Origin of the sequence: Mesorhizobium japonicum MAFF 303099 (genome assembly GCF_000009625.1) — a bacterium.
GTDB classification, from domain to species: Bacteria; Pseudomonadota; Alphaproteobacteria; order Rhizobiales; family Rhizobiaceae; genus Mesorhizobium; species Mesorhizobium japonicum.
In genome coordinates this window covers 160,841-179,334 of sequence record NC_002678.2, presented here as the reverse complement: position 1 = coordinate 179,334, position 18,494 = coordinate 160,841, and the positions used below count along the sequence as shown (strand labels likewise).

Annotated in this window: 21 protein-coding genes, 1 tRNA gene and 1 pseudogene; 10 read left to right on the top strand and 13 right to left on the bottom strand. The window is 62.6% G+C overall.

Annotated elements, in window-relative coordinates; genetic code table 11:
- A complete protein-coding gene (gene gcl / locus MAFF_RS02055) occupies positions 1–1,782 on the bottom strand; it encodes a glyoxylate carboligase (RefSeq protein WP_010909247.1) in 1,782 nt (593 codons plus the stop codon).
- Between the two features lie 213 nt (positions 1,783–1,995).
- Here gcl and bhcR point away from each other — a divergent pair, with 213 nt between their 5' ends.
- Both bhcR and MAFF_RS02045 read left to right on the top strand, forming a co-directional pair.
- Positions 1,996–2,817, top strand: a complete 822-nt coding sequence (bhcR, locus tag MAFF_RS02050; RefSeq protein WP_010909246.1) for an HTH-type transcriptional regulator BhcR — start codon at positions 1,996–1,998, stop codon at positions 2,815–2,817.
- 134 nt (positions 2,818–2,951) lie between these two features.
- Complete coding sequence (locus MAFF_RS02045) at positions 2,952–3,362, top strand: hypothetical protein (RefSeq protein WP_010909245.1); 411 nt, start codon at positions 2,952–2,954, stop codon at positions 3,360–3,362.
- Positions 3,363–3,441: 79 nt separating this feature from the next.
- Here the strand turns inward: MAFF_RS02045 and MAFF_RS02040 are convergent, their stop codons facing one another.
- From MAFF_RS02040 to MAFF_RS39905, 3 genes are all read right to left on the bottom strand, one after another.
- Positions 3,442–3,747, bottom strand: a complete 306-nt coding sequence (locus MAFF_RS02040) for a BA14K family protein (RefSeq protein ID WP_044550368.1) — start codon at positions 3,745–3,747, stop codon at positions 3,442–3,444.
- Between the two features lie 188 nt (positions 3,748–3,935).
- The gene (locus tag MAFF_RS37375) at positions 3,936–4,136 is read right to left on the bottom strand and encodes a hypothetical protein (RefSeq protein ID WP_080511770.1); all 201 of its coding nucleotides are present in this window, start codon (positions 4,134–4,136) and stop codon (positions 3,936–3,938) included.
- Positions 4,137–4,335: 199 nt separating this feature from the next.
- Positions 4,336–4,503 carry a hypothetical protein gene (locus MAFF_RS39905; RefSeq protein WP_080511769.1) on the bottom strand — a complete coding sequence of 56 codons (168 nt, stop codon included), beginning with the start codon at positions 4,501–4,503 and terminating at the stop codon, positions 4,336–4,338.
- Between the two features lie 157 nt (positions 4,504–4,660).
- Between MAFF_RS39905 and MAFF_RS02030 the strand changes: the two genes are divergently transcribed.
- Positions 4,661–4,736 (top strand) — tRNA-Thr (locus MAFF_RS02030).
- A 173-nt stretch (positions 4,737–4,909) separates the two neighbouring features.
- Here the strand turns inward: MAFF_RS02030 and MAFF_RS02025 are convergent.
- On the bottom strand, positions 4,910–5,836 hold the full coding sequence (locus MAFF_RS02025; protein WP_010909242.1) for a LysR family transcriptional regulator: 927 nt from the start codon (positions 5,834–5,836) through the stop codon (positions 4,910–4,912).
- Between the two features lie 112 nt (positions 5,837–5,948).
- On the opposite strand from MAFF_RS02025, the gene MAFF_RS02020 reads away from it, so the two are divergent.
- Positions 5,949–6,644, top strand: coding sequence for an NADPH-dependent F420 reductase (locus MAFF_RS02020; RefSeq protein WP_010909241.1), 696 nt, complete (start codon positions 5,949–5,951; stop codon positions 6,642–6,644).
- 66 nt (positions 6,645–6,710) lie between these two features.
- On the opposite strand, the gene MAFF_RS02015 is transcribed toward MAFF_RS02020, so the two are convergent.
- From MAFF_RS02015 to MAFF_RS02000, 4 genes are all read right to left on the bottom strand, one after another.
- Complete coding sequence (locus tag MAFF_RS02015; RefSeq protein WP_010909240.1) at positions 6,711–7,094, bottom strand: hypothetical protein; 384 nt, start codon at positions 7,092–7,094, stop codon at positions 6,711–6,713.
- A 121-nt stretch (positions 7,095–7,215) separates the two neighbouring features.
- Entirely contained in the window at positions 7,216–7,845 is a 630-nt protein-coding gene (locus MAFF_RS02010) for an SDR family oxidoreductase (RefSeq protein ID WP_010909239.1), read from the bottom strand.
- Between the two features lies 1 nt (position 7,846).
- A complete protein-coding gene (locus MAFF_RS02005; protein ID WP_010909238.1) occupies positions 7,847–8,797 on the bottom strand; it encodes an alpha/beta hydrolase in 951 nt (316 codons plus the stop codon).
- Between the two features lie 36 nt (positions 8,798–8,833).
- Positions 8,834–9,712: an NmrA/HSCARG family protein gene (locus MAFF_RS02000; protein WP_010909237.1), complete on the bottom strand. Its 879-nt coding sequence runs from the start codon at positions 9,710–9,712 to the stop codon at positions 8,834–8,836.
- Between the two features lie 109 nt (positions 9,713–9,821).
- Here MAFF_RS02000 and MAFF_RS01995 point away from each other — a divergent pair, with 109 nt between their 5' ends.
- Entirely contained in the window at positions 9,822–10,718 is an 897-nt protein-coding gene (locus tag MAFF_RS01995) for a LysR family transcriptional regulator (RefSeq protein ID WP_010909236.1), read from the top strand.
- 38 nt (positions 10,719–10,756) lie between these two features.
- Here MAFF_RS01995 and MAFF_RS40475 read toward each other — a convergent pair.
- Both MAFF_RS40475 and MAFF_RS01990 read right to left on the bottom strand, forming a co-directional pair.
- Positions 10,757–10,852: pseudogene (locus MAFF_RS40475) on the bottom strand (helix-turn-helix domain-containing protein); the annotation flags it as partial.
- An 80-nt stretch (positions 10,853–10,932) separates the two neighbouring features.
- The gene (locus MAFF_RS01990; protein ID WP_010909235.1) at positions 10,933–11,547 is read right to left on the bottom strand and encodes a TetR/AcrR family transcriptional regulator; all 615 of its coding nucleotides are present in this window, start codon (positions 11,545–11,547) and stop codon (positions 10,933–10,935) included.
- 91 nt (positions 11,548–11,638) lie between these two features.
- Here MAFF_RS01990 and MAFF_RS01985 point away from each other — a divergent pair, with 91 nt between their 5' ends.
- Genes MAFF_RS01985 through MAFF_RS01965 form a run of 5 tightly spaced genes read left to right on the top strand, consistent with a single transcriptional unit; the run spans position 11,639 to position 16,218 of the window.
- On the top strand, positions 11,639–12,730 hold the full coding sequence (locus tag MAFF_RS01985) for a polyamine ABC transporter substrate-binding protein (protein ID WP_010909234.1): 1,092 nt from the start codon (positions 11,639–11,641) through the stop codon (positions 12,728–12,730).
- 13 nt (positions 12,731–12,743) lie between these two features.
- Positions 12,744–13,610 carry an ABC transporter permease gene (locus MAFF_RS01980; RefSeq protein ID WP_044547494.1) on the top strand — a complete coding sequence of 289 codons (867 nt, stop codon included), beginning with the start codon at positions 12,744–12,746 and terminating at the stop codon, positions 13,608–13,610.
- A 1-nt stretch (position 13,611) separates the two neighbouring features.
- A complete protein-coding gene (locus MAFF_RS01975) occupies positions 13,612–14,394 on the top strand; it encodes an ABC transporter permease (protein WP_010909232.1) in 783 nt (260 codons plus the stop codon).
- A complete protein-coding gene (locus MAFF_RS01970; RefSeq protein ID WP_010909231.1) occupies positions 14,391–15,455 on the top strand; it encodes an ABC transporter ATP-binding protein in 1,065 nt (354 codons plus the stop codon). The genes MAFF_RS01975 and MAFF_RS01970 overlap by 4 nt, the downstream gene beginning before the upstream one ends.
- A gap of 1 nt (position 15,456) precedes the next feature.
- On the top strand, positions 15,457–16,218 hold the full coding sequence (locus tag MAFF_RS01965) for an MBL fold metallo-hydrolase (protein ID WP_010909230.1): 762 nt from the start codon (positions 15,457–15,459) through the stop codon (positions 16,216–16,218).
- A 6-nt stretch (positions 16,219–16,224) separates the two neighbouring features.
- Here the strand turns inward: MAFF_RS01965 and MAFF_RS01960 are convergent, their stop codons facing one another.
- Together MAFF_RS01960 and MAFF_RS01955 are read right to left on the bottom strand one after the other, a co-directional pair.
- The gene (locus tag MAFF_RS01960; RefSeq protein ID WP_044550360.1) at positions 16,225–16,923 is read right to left on the bottom strand and encodes a TetR/AcrR family transcriptional regulator; all 699 of its coding nucleotides are present in this window, start codon (positions 16,921–16,923) and stop codon (positions 16,225–16,227) included.
- Between the two features lie 90 nt (positions 16,924–17,013).
- Positions 17,014–18,441, bottom strand: a complete 1,428-nt coding sequence (locus tag MAFF_RS01955; RefSeq protein ID WP_010909228.1) for an amidase — start codon at positions 18,439–18,441, stop codon at positions 17,014–17,016.
- Positions 18,442–18,494 lie beyond the last annotated feature (53 nt).

Here is an 18,494-nt window from a genome sequence, read left to right as displayed (position 1 = left end):
CTAATCCAACATCACGATCGCGGTCGGCGCGTCCTCATGGCTTTCGGCGAGGTCCTCGAATTCGGTGATCTTGTCGATCTCGGTACCCATGGAGATGTTGGTGACGCGCTCGAGGATGAATTCGAGCACAACGGGAACCCGGTGCTCCTTCATCAGCCGCTGCGCCTCTCTGAAGGCGCCGGCGAACTCCTCGGGCTTGCGCACCCGGACCGCCTTGCAGCCCATCGCTTCGGCGACGGCGACATGGTCGACGCCATAGCCGGCCTCGGGATCGCCCGATCGGTTGATGTTCTCGAAGGCGAGGCTGACTTCATAATCCATCGAGAAGCCGCGCTGCGCCTGGCGGATCAGGCCGAGATAGGCATTGTTCACGACGACATGGATGTAGGGCAGCTTGTGCTGCGCGCCGACCGCCAGTTCCTCGATCATGAACTGGAAATCATAGTCGCCCGACAGCGCCACGATGGTGCGCTCGGGATCGGCGGCGCGCACGCCAAGGGCTGCCGGCAAGGTCCAGCCGAGCGGGCCGGCCTGGCCGCAATTAATCCAGTTGCGCGGCTTGTAGACGTGCAGGAACTGCGCGCCGGCGATCTGCGACAGGCCGATCGTGGTGACATAGGTGACATCGCGGCCGAACGCCTTGTTCATCTCCTCATAGACGCGCTGCGGCTTCAGCGGCACCTGGTCGAAATGTGTCTTGCGCTTCATCGTCTTCTTGCGGGCCTGGCATTCCTTCGCCCAGCCCGACCAGTCGCGCAGCTTTCCGGCCGTCTTCCACTCGGTGGCGACGTCGAGCAGCATTTTCAGTGCCGCCCCCGCATCCGAGACGACGCCGAGATCCGGCGCGAAGACACGGCCGATCTGCGTGGGCTCGATGTCGACATGGATGAACTTCTTGCCCTTGGTGTAGACGTCCACAGAACCGGTGTGACGGTTGGCCCAGCGATTGCCGATGCCGAAGACGAAATCGGCTTCCAGCATCGTGGCGTTGCCGTAGCGATGCGAGGTCTGCAGACCGCACATGCCGGCCATCAGCCGGTGGTCGTCGGGGATCGCGCCCCAGCCCATCAGCGTCGGAATAACCGGAACGCCTGATATTTCCGCGAATTCGATCAGCAAGTCGGATGCATCGGCATTGATGATGCCGCCGCCGGCGACGATCAACGGCTTTTCCGCCGCGTTGAGCATCGCCAACGCCTTTTCGGCCTGGACGCGCGTCATCGCCGGCTTGAACGGCGCCATCGGTTCATAGGCATCAATATCGAACTCGATCTCGGCCAGTTGGACGTCTACCGGCAGGTCGATCAGCACCGGGCCGGGCCGCGATGAGCGCATGAGGTGAAACGCCTTCTGCAGCGCCATCGGCACGAGATAAGGCTCCATCACGGTGACCGCCCATTTGGCGACCGGTGCGGCGATGGCGGCGATGTCGACAGCCTGGAAATCCTCCTTGTTCAGCCGTGCCCGCGGCGCCTGGCCGGTGATGCACAGGATCGGAATGGAATCGGCGGCGGCCGAATAAAGACCGGTGATCATATCGGTGCCGGCCGGCCCGGACGTGCCGATGCAGAGCCCGATATTGCCCGCCTTGGCGCGGGTGAAGCCTTCGGCCATATGCGAGGCGCCCTCGACGTGGCGGGCAAGGACATGGCGGATTGTGCCCCTCGCCTTCAGCGCCGAATAGAGCGGATTGATCGCCGCACCCGGCACGCCAAAGGCGCAGGCGATACCTTCCTTTTCGAGAACGAGAACCGCCGCATCGACAGCGCGCATCCTGGCCATTTTCCGGCCCTCCACTTGGGTTGTTATTGTTGGATGGCCGAGAATGTCAGCAAGCCGGCTATTTTTCAATTTTTTCAGAATATTTTTTCATTTCTAGAAAACGGCGACTATTTGCTGATTTTGTTGAATTTTCGGTTTTCCAGGAATTTGCCACGTCTCCACAGTGAAAAACTTTTTCATTGTAAGTTTGGCGAAATCGGCGAAACTGGCTTCATGGAAACCACCGAAAAACGCCAGCGCGGCCGTCCGCGCGCTTTCAACGGGCCTGCCGAAGCCAGTTCTGTGCAGTCGCTGGATCGGGCCTTGCGCATCCTGGCCATTGTGGCGGAGGGCAGCGGCCTGTCGCTGAGCGAGATATCGGCGCAGAGCGGCCTTGCCGCCTCCACCGCCTACCGCATGCTGACGACGCTCGAAAACCACGGCATGGTCGAGTTCGACACATCGGACCAGCTATGGTCGATCGGCGTCGAGACCTATCGTATGGGGGCGGCCTTTCTACGCCGCCGCAAGTTGGTCGACCGCGCCCGCATCGTTATGCAGGAGTTGATGGAAAGAACCGGCGAGACCGCCAATCTCGGCGTCGCCGAGGATGATTGCGTGGTGTTCGTCAGCCAGGTCGAGACGCACCAGGCGATCCGCGCTTTCTTCCGCCCGGGCACGCGCAGCCCCTTTCATGCCTCCGGCATCGGCAAGGCGGTGCTGGCGCATCTGGAACCCGAGCGCGTCGGCACCATTCTGCGGAAGGCCGGCCTGCAGCGCTTCACCGACAGGACGCTGTCCGAGATCCCTGCCCTCGCCCACGATCTGGCCGTCATCAAGCAACGCGGCTGGTCGGTCGACGATGAAGAACGGCACCCCGGCATGCGCTGCGTGGCGGCCGCCATCTTCAACGAGTTCGGCGAGCCGATCGGCGGCGTCTCCGTATCGGGGCCGACCGTGCGGGTGACGCCGGAGCGGCTGGCCGAGATCGGGCCGATGGTGCGCAGTGCCGCGGCCGAGGTGACCCGGATGATCGGCGGCGCGCAAGTCGGCTGACCAGTCTGCCCCGGGAAGCGCGCTCCTGGTCGCAATATCGAAGAAATCGAGCCGTATGGCCTTGCCGACACAGCAAGCGCCGGCGGCATGGCACTCTCTTGCCGTGGCGTTCGAATGCATGCGAAAGGGCGCGGATGAGGAAAACGGTTCAGCTTCTGCTTGTCGCTTCGCTTTCCGGATGCGTGGCGCCTCGACCCGATGCCGGCGACCAGCACGTCGATCCGATTCCCTTCTCGCTCGCGCTCGAGGAGGTCGTCATCACCGGTATTCGTCAGCATTTGCCGGATCCTGCTTCGGTCAGGCTCGGAAGGACGCTTGCCGGCGAGCGGACACTGAACGGCCGCAAGGAGATCGTGGTCTGTGGATTCGTCAACGGCAAGGATCCGTCAGGCGGCTCGGGCGGCGAGCAAGCCTTCATTGCCAGGATCTACCCGGATTCGGCAACCAGCTTCGATCTCGTTGCCATGGGCAGCGCTTCGGAAACGAGGCGTCTCGTCGATAGCACCTGCAGCGCAGCCGGGTTGCCGATTTCCGATTCCGCCTGAACACGCAACCGTAAGTATTTGTAAGACAACGAAAAGGGGCTCGCGTAAGCCCCCTTTTCTGTTGTTGAACGGTCTCCTCTCAGAGCCGGCAATAGTGGCTGTAGCCGTCGCGGCCGATGTAGGTGTCGGAGTCCGGATCGTAGCTCGAGTAGCGATCGAAGCAGCGGCGAACGTGCCAGGAACCGCCGTCTTCGTCGACATAGACGGTACGCGGGGGCTGCTGGGCAAGCAGGCTGCCAAGGACGAACCCGCCGACGCCGGCGGCGATGCCGATGCCGAGGTCGTGGTGATGCGAATGAGCCGCCGAAGGCTGAACGGTGCCGACCAGCGTGGTGCCGGCGACGGTGGTGGCGATCAGGGCGGAAACGAGAGTGCGCTTGAACATGACGATCTCCTTGCTTCGTTGACCGAGGCGATCCATCCGCCTCTTGATCATCTGTCGCTGCGGCGCAGCAAAAGGTTCGAGGCTTTTTTGATTTTTTTGCGGAGATGCTGCCGGGTTCCTGCCCGTGGGCCTACGGAAAATGCAAAAGGGCGGCCGAGGCCGCCCTTCGCACGCGACAGGCCTTGGCATCAAAGGATGATAACCACCCTGCCATGGTGATGATGACGGTGATGATGGCGGTGGTACCACCAGTAGTCGCCATAGTCGTCGTCGTAGTAATAATGGTGATGATGCATGCCGTGAGCCGAGGACGACTGGACGGTGCCGGCCAGCGCGCCTGTGGCGACGAAAACGGCTACGAGAGCGGAAGTGAGCATGCGCTTGAACATGATGACCTCCTGGATCCTTGACCGAGGCGACCATTCGCCTCTGGAGATCAGTCGGCGCGGCCTGTCAAAAGGTTCGAAAGGTCGAGGAGGTTTTTCAGAACGTAGGCAGTAGGCAGTAGGCAGTAGTGAAATGGCACCAAGCAGATACGAACGATGCAATTTCCTATTCCCTATTCCCTATTCCCTGCTGCCAATTCCCTCATCCCATCCCCGTGATATGCCGAAGCCAGAAGGCGAGCGCTATGAAACCGATGATCGTGGTCACGCCGGTCCAGTCGACATTGGCCTTCTTTATGTCGCTGATGAGCTTCACCAGCAGCATCCAGGCGATGACGACGAGGGGGAGAATGATGACAAGCCTGATCATGCGACACTCCAGTCCGAAGCGATTGCATCTCTGTCATATGTAGGAAGTGGGTTGGTGGATTTCAGCATGGGCCGGAGGCGGCGTCATCCACCGCCGGGGTAACCGAAAACGGAGTTTTGTCTTTACTGGCGCACGAAATATGCTACCGGAGCGCCGTGCCCTTGTAGCTCAGCTGGTAGAGCAGCGGTTTTGTAAACCGAAGGTCGGCGGTTCGATTCCGTCCGGGGGCACCAGTTCTCAAGCCGTAAGCCGTTCTTTTGCCTGCGCAATTTAGCACCCTTTGGAATCCCGGCTTCTGCCACTGACCGGGCCACCGAGCGTTTGTGCAAGATTTTGTGTAACGGAGACCGGCCTTTTCGGACGAATCTTCGGCACCGATATCTGGCCGCAGAATATCCAAACTGGGTCATTCTCCCTGTTGGCGTCTGCGGCCGTCCTGACCATTCCGGCCCAGCTGGTCCACCACCATTTCGATGAAGGTCTTCAGCTTCGGCGTTTGTCGCCGATCAGGGTGAAACAGCAGGTGAATGGGACGCGGAGGCGTTTCGTAGTTCGGCAACACTCGGACGAGCCGCCCGGTCGCGAGGTGCGTGCGCACCGCCTCTTCTCCGATCAACGCCAAGCCGAAACCTGCGAGCGCCGCCTCCAGCAATGAAGCGGGGTTGTTGACCTTGAGACGGCCGTGGACTGAGGCCTTGGAGGTGAGACCGTCCCGTACAAAGAGCCAATCGCTGAACGTTGGTTCGGGCCAGTTGCCGAAGAGCAGGCATTCATGATTGACCAGATCCGATACGATCGAGGGCATCCCTCGTTCTTTAAGGTATGCAGGCGACCCGCAGGCAATCGTCTGAAAGGGTGCGAGCTCTATCGCCCCGAGGTTAGACTCCCCGAGAGGACCGATCCGGAACACCGCCTCAAACCCGTCGTCGATAAGGTCGACAAAGCGGTCGTTGAGAACCAGGTCGACATCGACACTGGGGTGGCTGCTCAAATATCGTGCGACCACAGGTGTCACGCAGTGAGCTCCGAATGAAACCGCCGCGTTGACGCGCAAGAGCCCTCGCGGTTTGCCCCTGGCCTCATCAGCAATTGCATCCGCCCAGTCGACCTCGGCCAGCGCCACTTTGCACCGATCGTAGTAGGACTTGCCGATCACCGTCAGGCTTTGCTTTCGGGTTGTGCGGTTGAGCAGGCGTGCGCCCAAACGTGCCTCCAGATAGGTGACGTGCTTGGCCACCATCTGCGGTGAGATGCCGAGCGCCGATGCCGTCGCTGCAAAGGAGCCGCTTTCTGCCGCCTTTACGAATGCGGTCATGCTGGCGAGACGATCCATTCCACACTCCTGGTTGGGAGAGCCGGTTTCATGGCGCCATTTATCGATCTAATGCAAGGGGTCATATAGCTTCACAAGCAATCTCATCCCCACACCTTCGAAAGGCATAAACATGAAAATCGGCATTGTTGGCGCTGGCAATATCGGCAGCGCACTCACCCGTCTCTTCCGGGCCGCAGGGCACGAGGTCACGATCTCCAATTCGCGCGGACCAGGGTCTCTGGCGGGCCTGTCGGCGGAAACCGGCGCGCGGGCCGCTGCGATCGAAGAGGCCGTCCGCGGCCAGGACGTCGTGGTCGTCGCCGTTCCTACAATCAAAATCCCTGGTCTGCCCCGCGAACTGTTCGCGTCCACCCCAGCCGACGTCGTCGTCATCGACACGACCAACTACTATCCACAACAGCGCGACGGTCATCTGGACGGAATTGAGGACGCTAACACCGAAAGCGAATGGGTCGAGCAGCACCTTGGGCGTCCGGTGGTCAAAGCGTTCAACACGATAGAAGCGACCCATCTCCTACCGGGCGCCAAGCCGGCGGGCTCCGCGGACCGCATCGCTCTGGCGGTGGCGGGTGATGACGCCCGGGCCAAGTCCAAAGCCATGGCGCTGATCGACGGGATCGGCTTCGACGCAGTGGATGCCGGCACTATCGCGGAATCCTGGCGTCAGCAGCCGGGCTCGCCGGGCTATCTCAAGGACTATGGCGTCAAGGGCGTCCATAGCGCGCTCGCCAAGGCGAACCCTGAACGTCAGCCCGAGTGGCGCGCCACGCCCAACAGCCCCGGCACCTACGACTCGCCAGCGTAGACGCTCTTGGTCCGGCACCATCTGCCCCGCTCACAGGCCATCAAGGATTAGCCGATGCGCTGCCCGTCAACCCGTTGGGAGCTGACGGGCGGCGGCATCTGCGGTGTCCTCGGGTCTCGTGTTGAAGGCTATCGCGGCGTTCGGCGCCGCCTTGTGGATGATGTTCACCACGGTTTCGAACAACAGTAGGCTCTTAGGCGGCAGCCTGAGGCCGCCTCCAATCACCACGCAATCATACGCACCATCGCCCAGAGCTCTTTTGAGGTCAGCAAATCCGGCTGCATCGGGCGTGATCATGCAGGTATCGCCCTGCCACCCCCGTTCCTCAATCTTCGCAACGCCCAAAGCGATCCCGGCGTTGATCTTTTCGGCATTAAAGCCGGGCGGCAAGGACGGGTCCGAGAAGTCAACTGTTTCAGGTTTCTGGCCGACAAACAGTATTCGCGTCATTGGAATTCTCCATAAGTTTCGGGGTTCGGAAGTGGGGATATCGTTCGGCGGCAAGGCTTGCCGCCTGCGTGCGCCGACCGGCAAGGATATTCATCCAGTCAGGGGCACGCCCTTGTGACCTTTACCAAGTGATCAGGGGCGATTTGCGCAGCCACGTATCCGCGGTGAGCTGCTGAACGACGAAATCCGCGACATCGGCTCGGGCGATCGTCCCGCCATGGACGCCTGAAAGGTCGGTCAGCGCCTTGATGCCACCACGCGCCGGCTTGTCGTTGAGCACCATCGGCCGGACAATGGTCCAGTCGAGCGTGCTGGCCCGGATCGCATCTTCCTGGCGGTTCTTGTCTTCGTAGACCTTACGCAGCATCAGGGGCAGGAGCACCCGGTCGAAGAAGAAACCGCCATGGCCGCGGCTGTCGCCGGCGCCGAGGCCAGTGATGCACACCAGCCGACGGATGTTCTGCTGCTCCATAACGCCGACCAGCGCGCGCGTCGCCGTTGAGAGCAAGGTCACCTCCCGGAACGGGCTCATGGCGGTGCCCAATGAACTGACGACGGCGTCACAACCCGCGATGGCGCGCGTTAGCGCGGCGGTATCGCGGGCATCGCCTTCGACGAGCTCGGCGCCGGTGAGGTCCTTGGCCTTTGCCTTGGAGCGAACGAGGGCTACGACGTTGTGTCCCTCCGCGATGGCCTTAGCGACGATCAGCCGGCCGGTTGCGCCAGTGGCGCCCAATACCAGAATTTTCATTTCAAGCCTCCGAAGCTGTGCTGTTGGACGGGGAAGTACCGACGAGCCGCTGGCGGAGGAAGTCAACGATGGCGTCCACCGAGCGCTCGGCCGCGAGAAAGTGGCCGAGGGAAGACTGGAAGACATGTGGCATGCCCTGCCAGACCGACAGCGTGACCTCCACCCCTGCCGCCCTCGCCCGGTCGGCGTAGCGCACGGAATCCGCGAGCAGCAATTCGTCATCTCCGACATCGATCCGGATCGGCGGCAGGCCGTTCAGCCGAGCATAGAGCGGTGATGCCTTCGGGTTCTTCGCATCCTGGCCCTGAAGATACATGTCCGCGAAGCCCTGGAGCACGCCGCCCGTGAAGATCGGGTCCGCCTCCGCCCTGGTCCCGAGGCTGTCACCGGTGAGCGCAAGGTCGGTCCAGGGCGACATCACCGCTGCGCCGACTGGTTGCACCATGCCGTTCGTTTTGTCGGCAGCGAGGGCCGACAGCAGCGACAGCGTCAAACCGCCGCCGGCAGAGTCACCTACAACCACGATCCGTTCGGCACCGTCCGCAACGAGACCACGATAGGCGGCGACCGCATCGTCGATGGCTGCCGGGAATGGGTGTTCGGGTGCGAGCCGGTAGTCAGGGACAAAGGTATCGGCGCCGACACGTGATGCGATCTGACCCGCGAAGTTGGTGAGCGCCCCGGCTGAGCCGAGCACATAGCCACCACCATGAAGATAGAGGATGTGCGCGCCCGATCGTGCACTCACCGGCCGAAGCCAGAAGCCGGCAATGCCTCCGGCCGTCGCAGCCTCGACCTGGACATCCGCCGCAGCGGGTGTTGCGGCAAACATGGCGTCGAACATCGGCCGTGCCTCGGGCCCGAGTTTCTCACCCTTGTGGGCCGAGGCGGCCTGTCGCATCGCGGCCAGCGCTGGTGCGTCTTCAGGCGAGAGGGGATGGATCGTCATCATGGCAGGTCTCCTTGGTTGGGGGGTAAAGGTGCGGGTTCAGCCCTTCGTCCACTGGGCGGCGGCATCCCTGGCAAAAGCGGTATAGGAGCGGGGCGCGTGGCCGAGCAGTTTGGTCAAGCGCTCGATGTCGTCAGCGGTCGCCACCGCGCCTTCCGTCTGATAGCGGCTGAACATCAGGCGCAGGTCGAGCGCATGCCAGGCGGGCAGCATCGTCTTCGTGCGCTGCTCCATGACGACGAGATCGTCGCCGCCATGGCGGATCGCGCGGCCGAGCGCCTCCCTCCAGATGGTGGCGATACCTTCGCCGGTCAGGCTGTCCGGACCAACCAAGGCGTAGGTCTCGCGGCCGAGCGGCGTCGCGGCCTGCTCACGGCGAAGCAGTTCGATCGCGGCTGCTTCGCCGATGTCGCGGATATCGACCATCGAGACGCCTTTCTTGCCAATCGGCGAGCCATAGACGCCGGTCTTCAGAAGCCCGTCCTTCTGACGGAGATCGTTCTGGATGAAATAGGCGGGCCGCAGGATCGTCGCGGGCAGGTCGAGCGCCTCGATCATGCGCTCGACCGTGTACTTGCCCGCAAAATGCGGCACGTCGGCATAGCCGTCGCCGCCGAACACCGAGAGATAGACGATGCCTTTGACGCCCGCCTCGCGGGCGACCGTCAGGGTCAGCATGGCCTGCGTCAGTTCATCGGCGACATTCGGGGCCAGCAGGAACAGAGTGCTGACGCCCCGCAGCGCCGCGCGGACCGAGTCCGGATCGGCGAGGTCGCCGCGAACCGCCGTCACGCCAGCAGGAAATTGCGCCGTCTCAGGGGAGCGTGTCAGGGCGCGAACCTCGACGTTGTGCCCCTGCAGGTGGGCCAGGACCTGGGAGCCGATCGTCCCGGTGCTGCCGGTTACCAAAATAGCCATTGTGAAAACTCCTTGTGGTGTTTGTGCGTGTCCAGGGAAAGATAGACGTTCCAATCTTGAGCGGGAGATGGCATGTTCAAAACAACTCGTCTCAATATTGGAACACATCATGGATCTCGAAGCCTTGGCTGACTTCAATCTCGTTGCCGCCCACGGCGGCTTCGGCCGGGCCGGTCGCATCTCCGGCCGATCCAAGGCGACATTGTCGCGCCATGTGAACGAACTTGAGCATAGCCTTGGCGTGAGGCTGATCGAGCGTGGATCCCAAAGTCTGCGACTGACGGACGAAGGGCGAGCGCTTTACGAGCGCACGGACGGATTGATGGCGGAAATCGCGGAGGCGGGAGAGGCGATTGTTCTAGGCGCGTCCACACCCCGGGGCAGGCTGCGGGTGAGCGCTCCCGTGGTTTTCGCGCATGTTGCGCTTCCCATGATCGGCACCCGTTTCGCTCTCGCCTATCCGGAGGTGAAGCTTGAGATTGTTGCCGAGGATCGCAAGGTCGATCCGGTCGAGGATGGCTACGACCTAGTTATCCGGATCGATCCTTCACCGGATGAACGGCTCATCGGTCGCCGTTTTCTCAATGACGAGCGGCTGATTGTTGCCTTGCCGGATATGCCGCGCCCTCAGCCGGCGCCGGGCGGCGGACCGAGCCCGGTAAAGGCCGTTTTGCTGAGCGCAACGTCGCTGAACGTGGTTTGGCGCCTCAAATTCGATTTTGAGGACGAAATCCTTTTGAAGCCCGAGCCAATCCTGCGCTTCTCGTCTCTGCTGATGGTGCGCGATGCCGTTCTGGCTGGTGCGGGCGCGGCATTGCTTCCGAAGCTTCTTGTCGCAGGCGACATCGAGGCGGGCCGCCTTGTTTGTTGGGGAACTGATGCCGGTCCGCCTGTCGAGATCTGGGCGCTCCAAAGTTCGCGACGGCTTATCGGTGCGAAGGTTCGCGCTTTCCTGGATGTGATGGAGAGAGCATTTCCCACCAAAGTTTTCGTTTCTGCACCCTGAACCAGAACCTGTCCTGCCGGCCAGGCGCCTCCCCGTTTTTAGGATGAAGTCGGTTTCCCGGCACGGCCATACTGGCGTGGTGTACAGCCCATGACCCTCTTGAAGGCTGTGCTGAACGCGCTTTTGGTTTTGTAAACCGAAGGTCGGCGGTTCGATCCCGTCCGGGGGCACCAGTCTCGCCGGACAGTTCGGTTGCCAGGGTGAGGCTACCCAATCACACCCCGATCGCCGCCACCAAAATTCGGTTCTGCCGGCGTATCGCCGCGCGCAGCTCCGGTATCCTGGCCTCGTCGCGCTTCACGAATTCGATGAACATCATGTTCATGTTGTTGAAGATCAGTTCGCCGAGTGCCGCGCCGTCTATGTCCTGGCGCACCAGGCCGATCTCCTGCAACCGGGCGATCAGGGCGCGGATCTGTTCGGTGAGCGAGCGGTCGAGCGCGGTGTAGGCCTGGCCGAAGGGGCTGTCGGGCAATTGCGTCGAGATCGCCATGGCCTGGCGCCACATCTCCTTGCTGAGATAGTGAAGCGAATGCTCGATATAGATACCGATCAGCGTGTCCAGGGCGTCGCCGACATTGGCCGGCGGCCTGGCGACGACGCCGCGCCCGGCATTGAGCACCTCGTTGACCTCCAGCGAGACGATGGCGCCCAGGATGTCGCCCTTGTTCTCATAGTAATTGTAGATCGTGCCGATCGACACTTCCGCCTGCGCGGCGATCGCCTCGATCTTGGCGCCCTCATAGCCGGCTTCGCGGAAAAGTGCTGCCGCCGCCTCGATGATGCGCCTGTGCCGGTCCGCCTTTTGCCTTGCCCGCAATCCGCTCATAGCAGCCTCTTGCCACAAAAACAGAATTGACTCAATTTTAGAATTGGTTCAATTTTTTGCAAGAAGCCACAAAGGCAAGGGAGAACACTCGATGTCCGTCAAATCCGCATCCGGGAATCCGCTTTCCATCCTGAAGCGCCATCTGCGCGCCGCCTGCGCCGCCACGGCACTGCTGCTTGGCGTGGGCAGCCTCGCCGAGGCCGCCGATCTCAACGCGCTGATCTGGTGCGACCATTCCGATCCGGCCCTGTTGCAGCCCTTCGAGGAAGCCAACAACGTCAAGGTCAACGTCAAGGAGTTCGAAGGCACCGGTGCTGGCCTGGCCATCGTCGAACAGTCGCAGCCCGGCGACTGGGACGTGATGGTGATCGATAGCATCGACGTGCCGCGCGGCGTCGAAAAGGGCCTGTTCGAGCCACTGCCCGAAGACAAGCTGCCCCTCGCCGATCTCTTCCCGCAAGTGAAGATGGACGGCTCGACCGTGGTCGGCGGCAAGCGCTACGGCATCACCGAAAAATTCGGCTACAACACGATCGGCTTCAACAAGACCAAGGTCGACCCGGCCGACATGCAGTCCCTGGCGTCGCTGACCAGCGATAAATACAAGGGCAAGGTCGCCATCTACGACTATTACCTGCCGGTCATCGGCATGGCGGCACTCGCCATCGGCAAGAAGACGGCCGATCTGACCGAAGCCGACCTGCCCGCCCTCAAGGCCGAGCTGCTCAAGATGAAGGCCAACGCTAAGCTGGTCGGCGAAGTCACCGCCAGCCAGACCGCGCTTGCTACCGGCGAGGTCGACATATTGGTCGGCGGCGGCGAATGGGTGACGGCGGGGCTGGCCAAGGAGAACCCGGCGCTCGACTTCTCCATCCCCAAGGAGGGCGCGGTGCTGTGGTCGCAGTCGCTGGCCATGTTCAAGGCGTCCAAGAACAAGGATCTGGCGCTGAAATTCATCCAGTACATTATGAGCCCCGAGGGCCAGGCGCGTCTTGCCACCTCGTCCTGCTATTGGGGCATGCCCGCCAACAGCAAGGCGGCGCTGACCGACGACCAGAAAAAGGTCCTGCGCTTCGACGAGCAGCCGGGCTTCCTCGCCCGTGCGCAAGCCTATCCCGCGCCGAACGCCGATCTCGACAAGAAGATGCAGGATATGTGGACCGAAATGCTGCAGGCGAAGTGAGCTGATACCGCTCGTGAGTTCAAACGGTAACAGCGGAAATGCCCTGCCCCGGGCGGGCCGCGCCTTGCCCTGGGCGCTGGTGACACCGGCGCTCGGCTGGACGTTGTTGTTCTTCGTGCTGCCTTTCATCGCCATGGGGTTTTCGAGCCTGACGGCGCATGAGGGCGGCGGCTTCACGCTTTCCAACTATAGCCAGTTCTTCACCAACCCTTCCTACTGGCAGGCGATGGTGAACTCGCTGCAGGTGACGGCGATTGTCACCTTGCTCTCGGTGCTGCTTGCCTATCCCTTCGCCTGGATCCTCGCTGAGCAGGTACCGGAACGCTGGCAGCGGCTGGCGCTGATGCTGGCCGTACTGCCGTTCTGGACCTCCTATGTCGTGCGCTCCTATTCCTGGCTGCTGGTGCTGGCGCAGAACGGCGTCATCAACCGCGCGCTCACCGGTTCCGGTCTCATCGCCGAGCCGCTGCAGCTTGCCAACACGCGCCTGGCCACCGTCACCGGCTTCGTGCACTTCTTCGTCATGCTCCTGACGCTGACCATTTTCGCCAACCTCAAGCAGCTCAGCCCGAGCTACCGCAAGGCCGCCGCCGATCTCGGCGCCGGGCCGGTGCGCACCTTCCTGCATGTCATCCTGCCGCTGACCTTGCCCGGCATCATGGTCGGTGCCTTCCTCACCTTCGTGCTGTGCATCGGCGACTACATCACGCCGCAGATTCTGGGCGGCAACAATGAGCTTTTGATGCCGCAGTTGGTGATGATGCAGATCGGCCGGCGTGGCGATTTTCCGCTGGCCTCGGCGCTGTCGATCATCCTTATGGCGGTCGTCACTGTCGCCTACCTCGCCTGCGCCCGCTGGCTGAAGATCGAGCGGGCCTGAGATGCGCCAGTTGGTCCGTGTCGTTTCCTGGCTCTACGCGCTTACCGTCTACGGCTTCATCTTCCTGCCTGTTGTCGTGCTGGTGCTGTTCTCGCTGCAGGCGACTTCCTTCCCCATTCCGCCCTTCACCGGCCCGTCGCTGCGCTGGTACGACGCGGTGCTCTCCGATGTCAGGCTGACCTCGGCGCTGGTCAATTCTCTGCTGGTCGCGTCAATCTCCTCCGCCGCCGCCGTCACGCTAGGCTTCCTCTCGGCCTGGGGTTTCGCCCGCTTCGTGCTGCCGGGCTCCGGCCTGCTGCGCGGCCTGATCACGCTGCCGCTGACGGTCAGCTATCTCATCATCGGCATGGGCCTGCTGGTGCTGTTCAACTGGGCCGGCGTGCCGAAATCGCTGCTTGCCGCCGGCATCGGCCATGTCGTGATCAACCTGCCGCTATGCTTTGCCATCATCTACAGCCAGATGGGCGACCACCAGATCAACATCGAGCGCGCCGCGCGCGACCTCGGCGCGCCGGAATGGAAGGTGCTGCTCTTGATCACCGTGCCGGTCATGGCGCCGGCCATCTTCGCCGGCTTTTTCCTGTCGATGACCTTCTCCTGGGACGAGTTCGTGATTTCGTTCCTGCTGACCCGCTTCGACACCACGCTGCCGGTGGAGATCTGGAACCTGCTGCGCTCGGGCCTCAATCCCAAGACCAACGCGGTCGGCTCGCTGGTCTTCGCCGTTTCCATCGTGCTGGTCGTGCTGTTCGAACTGACATTGCTGCGCCGGAGAAAGACATGACCGCGCCTCTAGTCGACATCCGCGCGGTCTCGCACCGTTTCGGGCAGCTGGCCGTGCTGAAGAACGTGTCGCTGCGCATCGAGCCCGGCAGCTACACCATCCTGCTTGGGCCGTCGGGCTCGGGCAAGACGACGCTGTTGTCCATCCTGGGCGGCTTCGTCACGCCCAGTGAAGGCAAGGTGTTCATCCGCGGCGAGGATTGCACCACGGTGGCGCCTGCCAGGCGCCCGACGACGACCGTGTTCCAGGATTATGCACTGTTCCCGCATATGAGCGTCGGCGGCAATGTCGGCTTTGGGCTGCGGATGCAGGGCGTCGACGGCGCGACGCGGGCCGCAAAGGCGCGCGAGGCACTGGCACTTGTGGGGCTGGCCTCCGCCTTCGACAAGAAGCCGCACCAGCTCTCCGGCGGGCAAAGGCAGCGCGTGGCGCTGGCGCGGGCGCTGGTCATCGAGCCGGCGGTGCTGCTGCTCGACGAGCCGCTCGGCGCGCTTGATCTGAAATTGCGCCGGCAGATGCAGGACGAGCTGAAGGCGATCCAGAAGCGCGTCGGCACCGCCTTCATCCACGTCACCCACGACCAGGAAGAGGCGATGGCGCTGGCCGACCATTGCGTGGTGATGAATGACGGCCGCATCGAGGACGAAGGCCCGCCCGAACGCGTCTACGCCAGGCCGGCGACGCGTTTCTCGGCGACCTTCATGGGCGAAAGCACGATCCTTGCCGGCAGGGTGGCAGAGACCAGGGACAGGACAAGCACGGTCACGACGCCGGCCGGCCCGGTTTTGGTGCGCAGCGCCTTGCCTGTCGGTTCGGCCGTCGCACTGGCCATCCGGCCGGAGCATCTCATGCTCGGCGGGACCGCCGGAACCGCAAGCCTCGGCATGGCGAAAGTGAGCGATGTCGTCTTCCAGGGCAGTTTCAAACGCGTGCTTGCCGTCTCCGTCGAAGACCCCTCACTGCAGTTCATCGCCAAGCTGCCGGCGTCCGCCACCGTCCAGCCCGGCGACACGCTTGCCGTTTCGTGCGATACCGACCAGATCATCGTTTTGGCGGACTGAAATGGGATCTCTTGCGGTCATCGACGCACCAGGCTGGTACGAGACCATCCGTATGGCCGACGGCGTCACGCTGATCCACGAGCCGTGGATCAAGCCGTTCTTCCGTTGCAACATCTGGCATGTGCGCGGCCGCGACCGCGACCTTCTGTTCGACACCGGCCTCGGCCATTTCAGCCTGCGCACACATGTGCCGCTGGTCACGGAACGCAAGCTGACCTGCGTCGCCAGCCATACGCATTTCGACCATATTGGCTGTCATCACGAATTTCCCGACCGCGGCGTGCACCCGGCGGAAGCAAAAATCCTCGCCGATCCGCGCAACGAATGGACGGTGGCTGACCGCTATGCGACCGACGATATGTTCGATGGATTGCCGCAAGGCTGGGAGTCCTCCCGCTACCGGATCCTGCCTGCCCCGGCCGACCGCCTGCTCGACCATGGTGACGTCGTCGATCTCGGCGACCGCGCCTTCGAGGTCATACACACACCGGGCCATTCACCCGGCGGCATCGCGCTCTACGAAAAGAAGACCGGCATACTGTTGTCCGGCGATATCATCTATGACGGCCCGCTGATCGACGACGTCTACCATTCGGATATTCCAGACTACATGGCGACGCTGCTCGCCATGCGCGAGCTTGACGTCTCTGTCGTGCATGGTGGCCATTTCCCGAGCTTCGGTAAGGTGCGCTATCGCCAGCTGATCGACGAGTATCTGGCGCAGAAACGCCGGGCCGGCTGCCATCTGCGGCAGCGGCCCTGAGAACAGCTACGGCATCAGTTCAAAATGCCGCGGAAATGCCTGGTGCAGCAGGAGCAGCATGGTCTTGCGCAGCACATTGGTGTCACGGCTTGAAGGGTTCAGGTGGTCCCAGTACCATGCGCCGTGAACCAGATAATTCAGGCTCTCCGACAAGGTGTTGATGTCGACACCGGCATAGCCGCCGCTGCGCGAAATCTCGATCAGCAGTTCGCGCGCTTCGGCGGTGTAGGCAAGATCGCTCGGCAGGCCGATTTCGTTGTAGATCTGCATGCTCTTGCGGTCACTCGAGAACACGACAAAGACCGACACCCATTTCGGATGCTGCCGGGCGAAACGCTGCGCACAATCGACGGCACCGAGCAGCCTTTCGACCGGAGACAGGCCGGGCGCCCGCACCAGGGTGATCCACAGCGCGTCATACTGATCGCTGAGATACTGCAGCACGGCGCGGAACAGGTTTTCCTTGCTGCGGAAATGAAAGACGACCAGCGCGTTGGACGAGCCGACATGTTCGGCGATGCGCTGCATGGTAAGGCTTGCCAGGCCCTCCTCGGCGATGAGCTCGATGGTGGCGTCGATGATGCGCTGTACGCTCGCTTCGCCGCGCTCGCGCCGACGGTCCTTGGGCGGCGCGGCATCGTTTGCCGCGCCCTTGGTCACGACCTTGCGTTTCTCCGGCTTCGCGGTTGTCTTGCGTTGCGCCATGTTCGTCAGGCCTTTCGGACCCGCGGCGGACATATCCCGCCGCACAGATTGCCTTGCTACATATGCCACGCCGGCTGATCCCGGAATGACTCAGAGCGACGGGCGTGTCCCGGTGTCCCCATACCATTGCCCCCGGGCCGTTTCATAGGCCAGCCCGGCCCGAAAGACATCGGCGTCGCTATAGGTGCGGCCGACGATCTGGATGCCTGTCGGCACGCCGCTGGCGGCGTGGCCCGACGGTATGGACAGAACCGGGCAACGGCTCAGCATGTTGAACGGCGTCGTCATCACCCAGCCCAGCGAGGGGTTCACCTCTGTGCCGTTGATTTCGACCCTGTCCGTGGTCTGGTCGAACTCCGCCGGCACCGCGGGCAGCGCGTTTGTCGGGCAGATCAGCACATCGTAGGTCTCCAGCAGCGGACCGAGCGTCTGGTACATCCTGGCCGCCACATCCAGCGTCGCCACAAAGTCGGTGGCCTTGGACTTTCGCCCATCCTCGGCAAACCGCCGGGCATAGCTGGTCATGTCTTTGGCGTGCTCCGCGAGCAGTTGCGACAGCGACGCGCCGAACAGGTGCTCGAGATAGGCCATCCCGGCCTTGAGCACCCCATCATCCCAGCCAAGATCGACTTCCTCGACCGTGGCGCCGAGCGAACGGAACACATCGCAGGCGGCGAGCGTGTTCTTGCGCACGTCAGGGTCCACCTCGAAGGAGCCGAGGTCCATGGAAAAGGCTATTCTCCAGCCTTTGATCGGCTTGAAGTCGAACGGCAGGCGTAATTTGGGACGCAGCGTGGCGATGTCGAGTGGGCTCGGTCCGGCCATGACGTTCTGCAGCAGGATCGCATCCCTGACGTTTCGCGCCAGCGGCCCGGTGTGGCAGTAGAAATCGAGGTTGAAGGGCGGCTCATCGGGATTGCGGCCGTAAGGCGGCTTGTAGCCGACGAGACCGCAGGCTGAGGCGGGAATGCGGATCGATCCGGCAATGTCCGAACCGGTGGCGATCGATGATGTTCCGGAAGCGAGCGTTGCCGCAGCACCACCCGACGAACCGCCCGGCGTGAAGTCTGGATTCCACGGGTTGCGGGTGACGCCCCACCGCTTCGACCAGGTATAGCCCGCGCAGCTGAACTCGGGTGTCGCCGTGCGGGCATGCACGATGCCGCCGGCCTTCATGATGCGCTCGTTCATCGTCGAGGTGTGGCCGCCTATTGCATCCCTGGACAGCAGCGAGCCATGCGAGGTCGGCTTGCCCTTGATGTAGCTCTCGTCCTTGATGCCGATCGGCAGGCCTTCGAGCGCGCCGGCCCTGGCGCCCCTGGCGTATTTCGCCTCGGCCCTGGCGGCCAGCTTCATCGCCTCTTCGAAATGCGTGAAGGTGAAGCAGTTGATCGACGATCTGGTGGCTTCGGCGCGGCGAATAGTGGCCTGCATCAATTCGACAGGCGAGAGTTTCTTCGCCTTGAACAGCCGCAGCGCCTCATGGGCCGGCATGTAGCAAAGGTCGAGATCGGACATCGGAAATCTCCCGCGATCGCGAGACCGCACCTGGCATGAAGGGTTGCCGGACC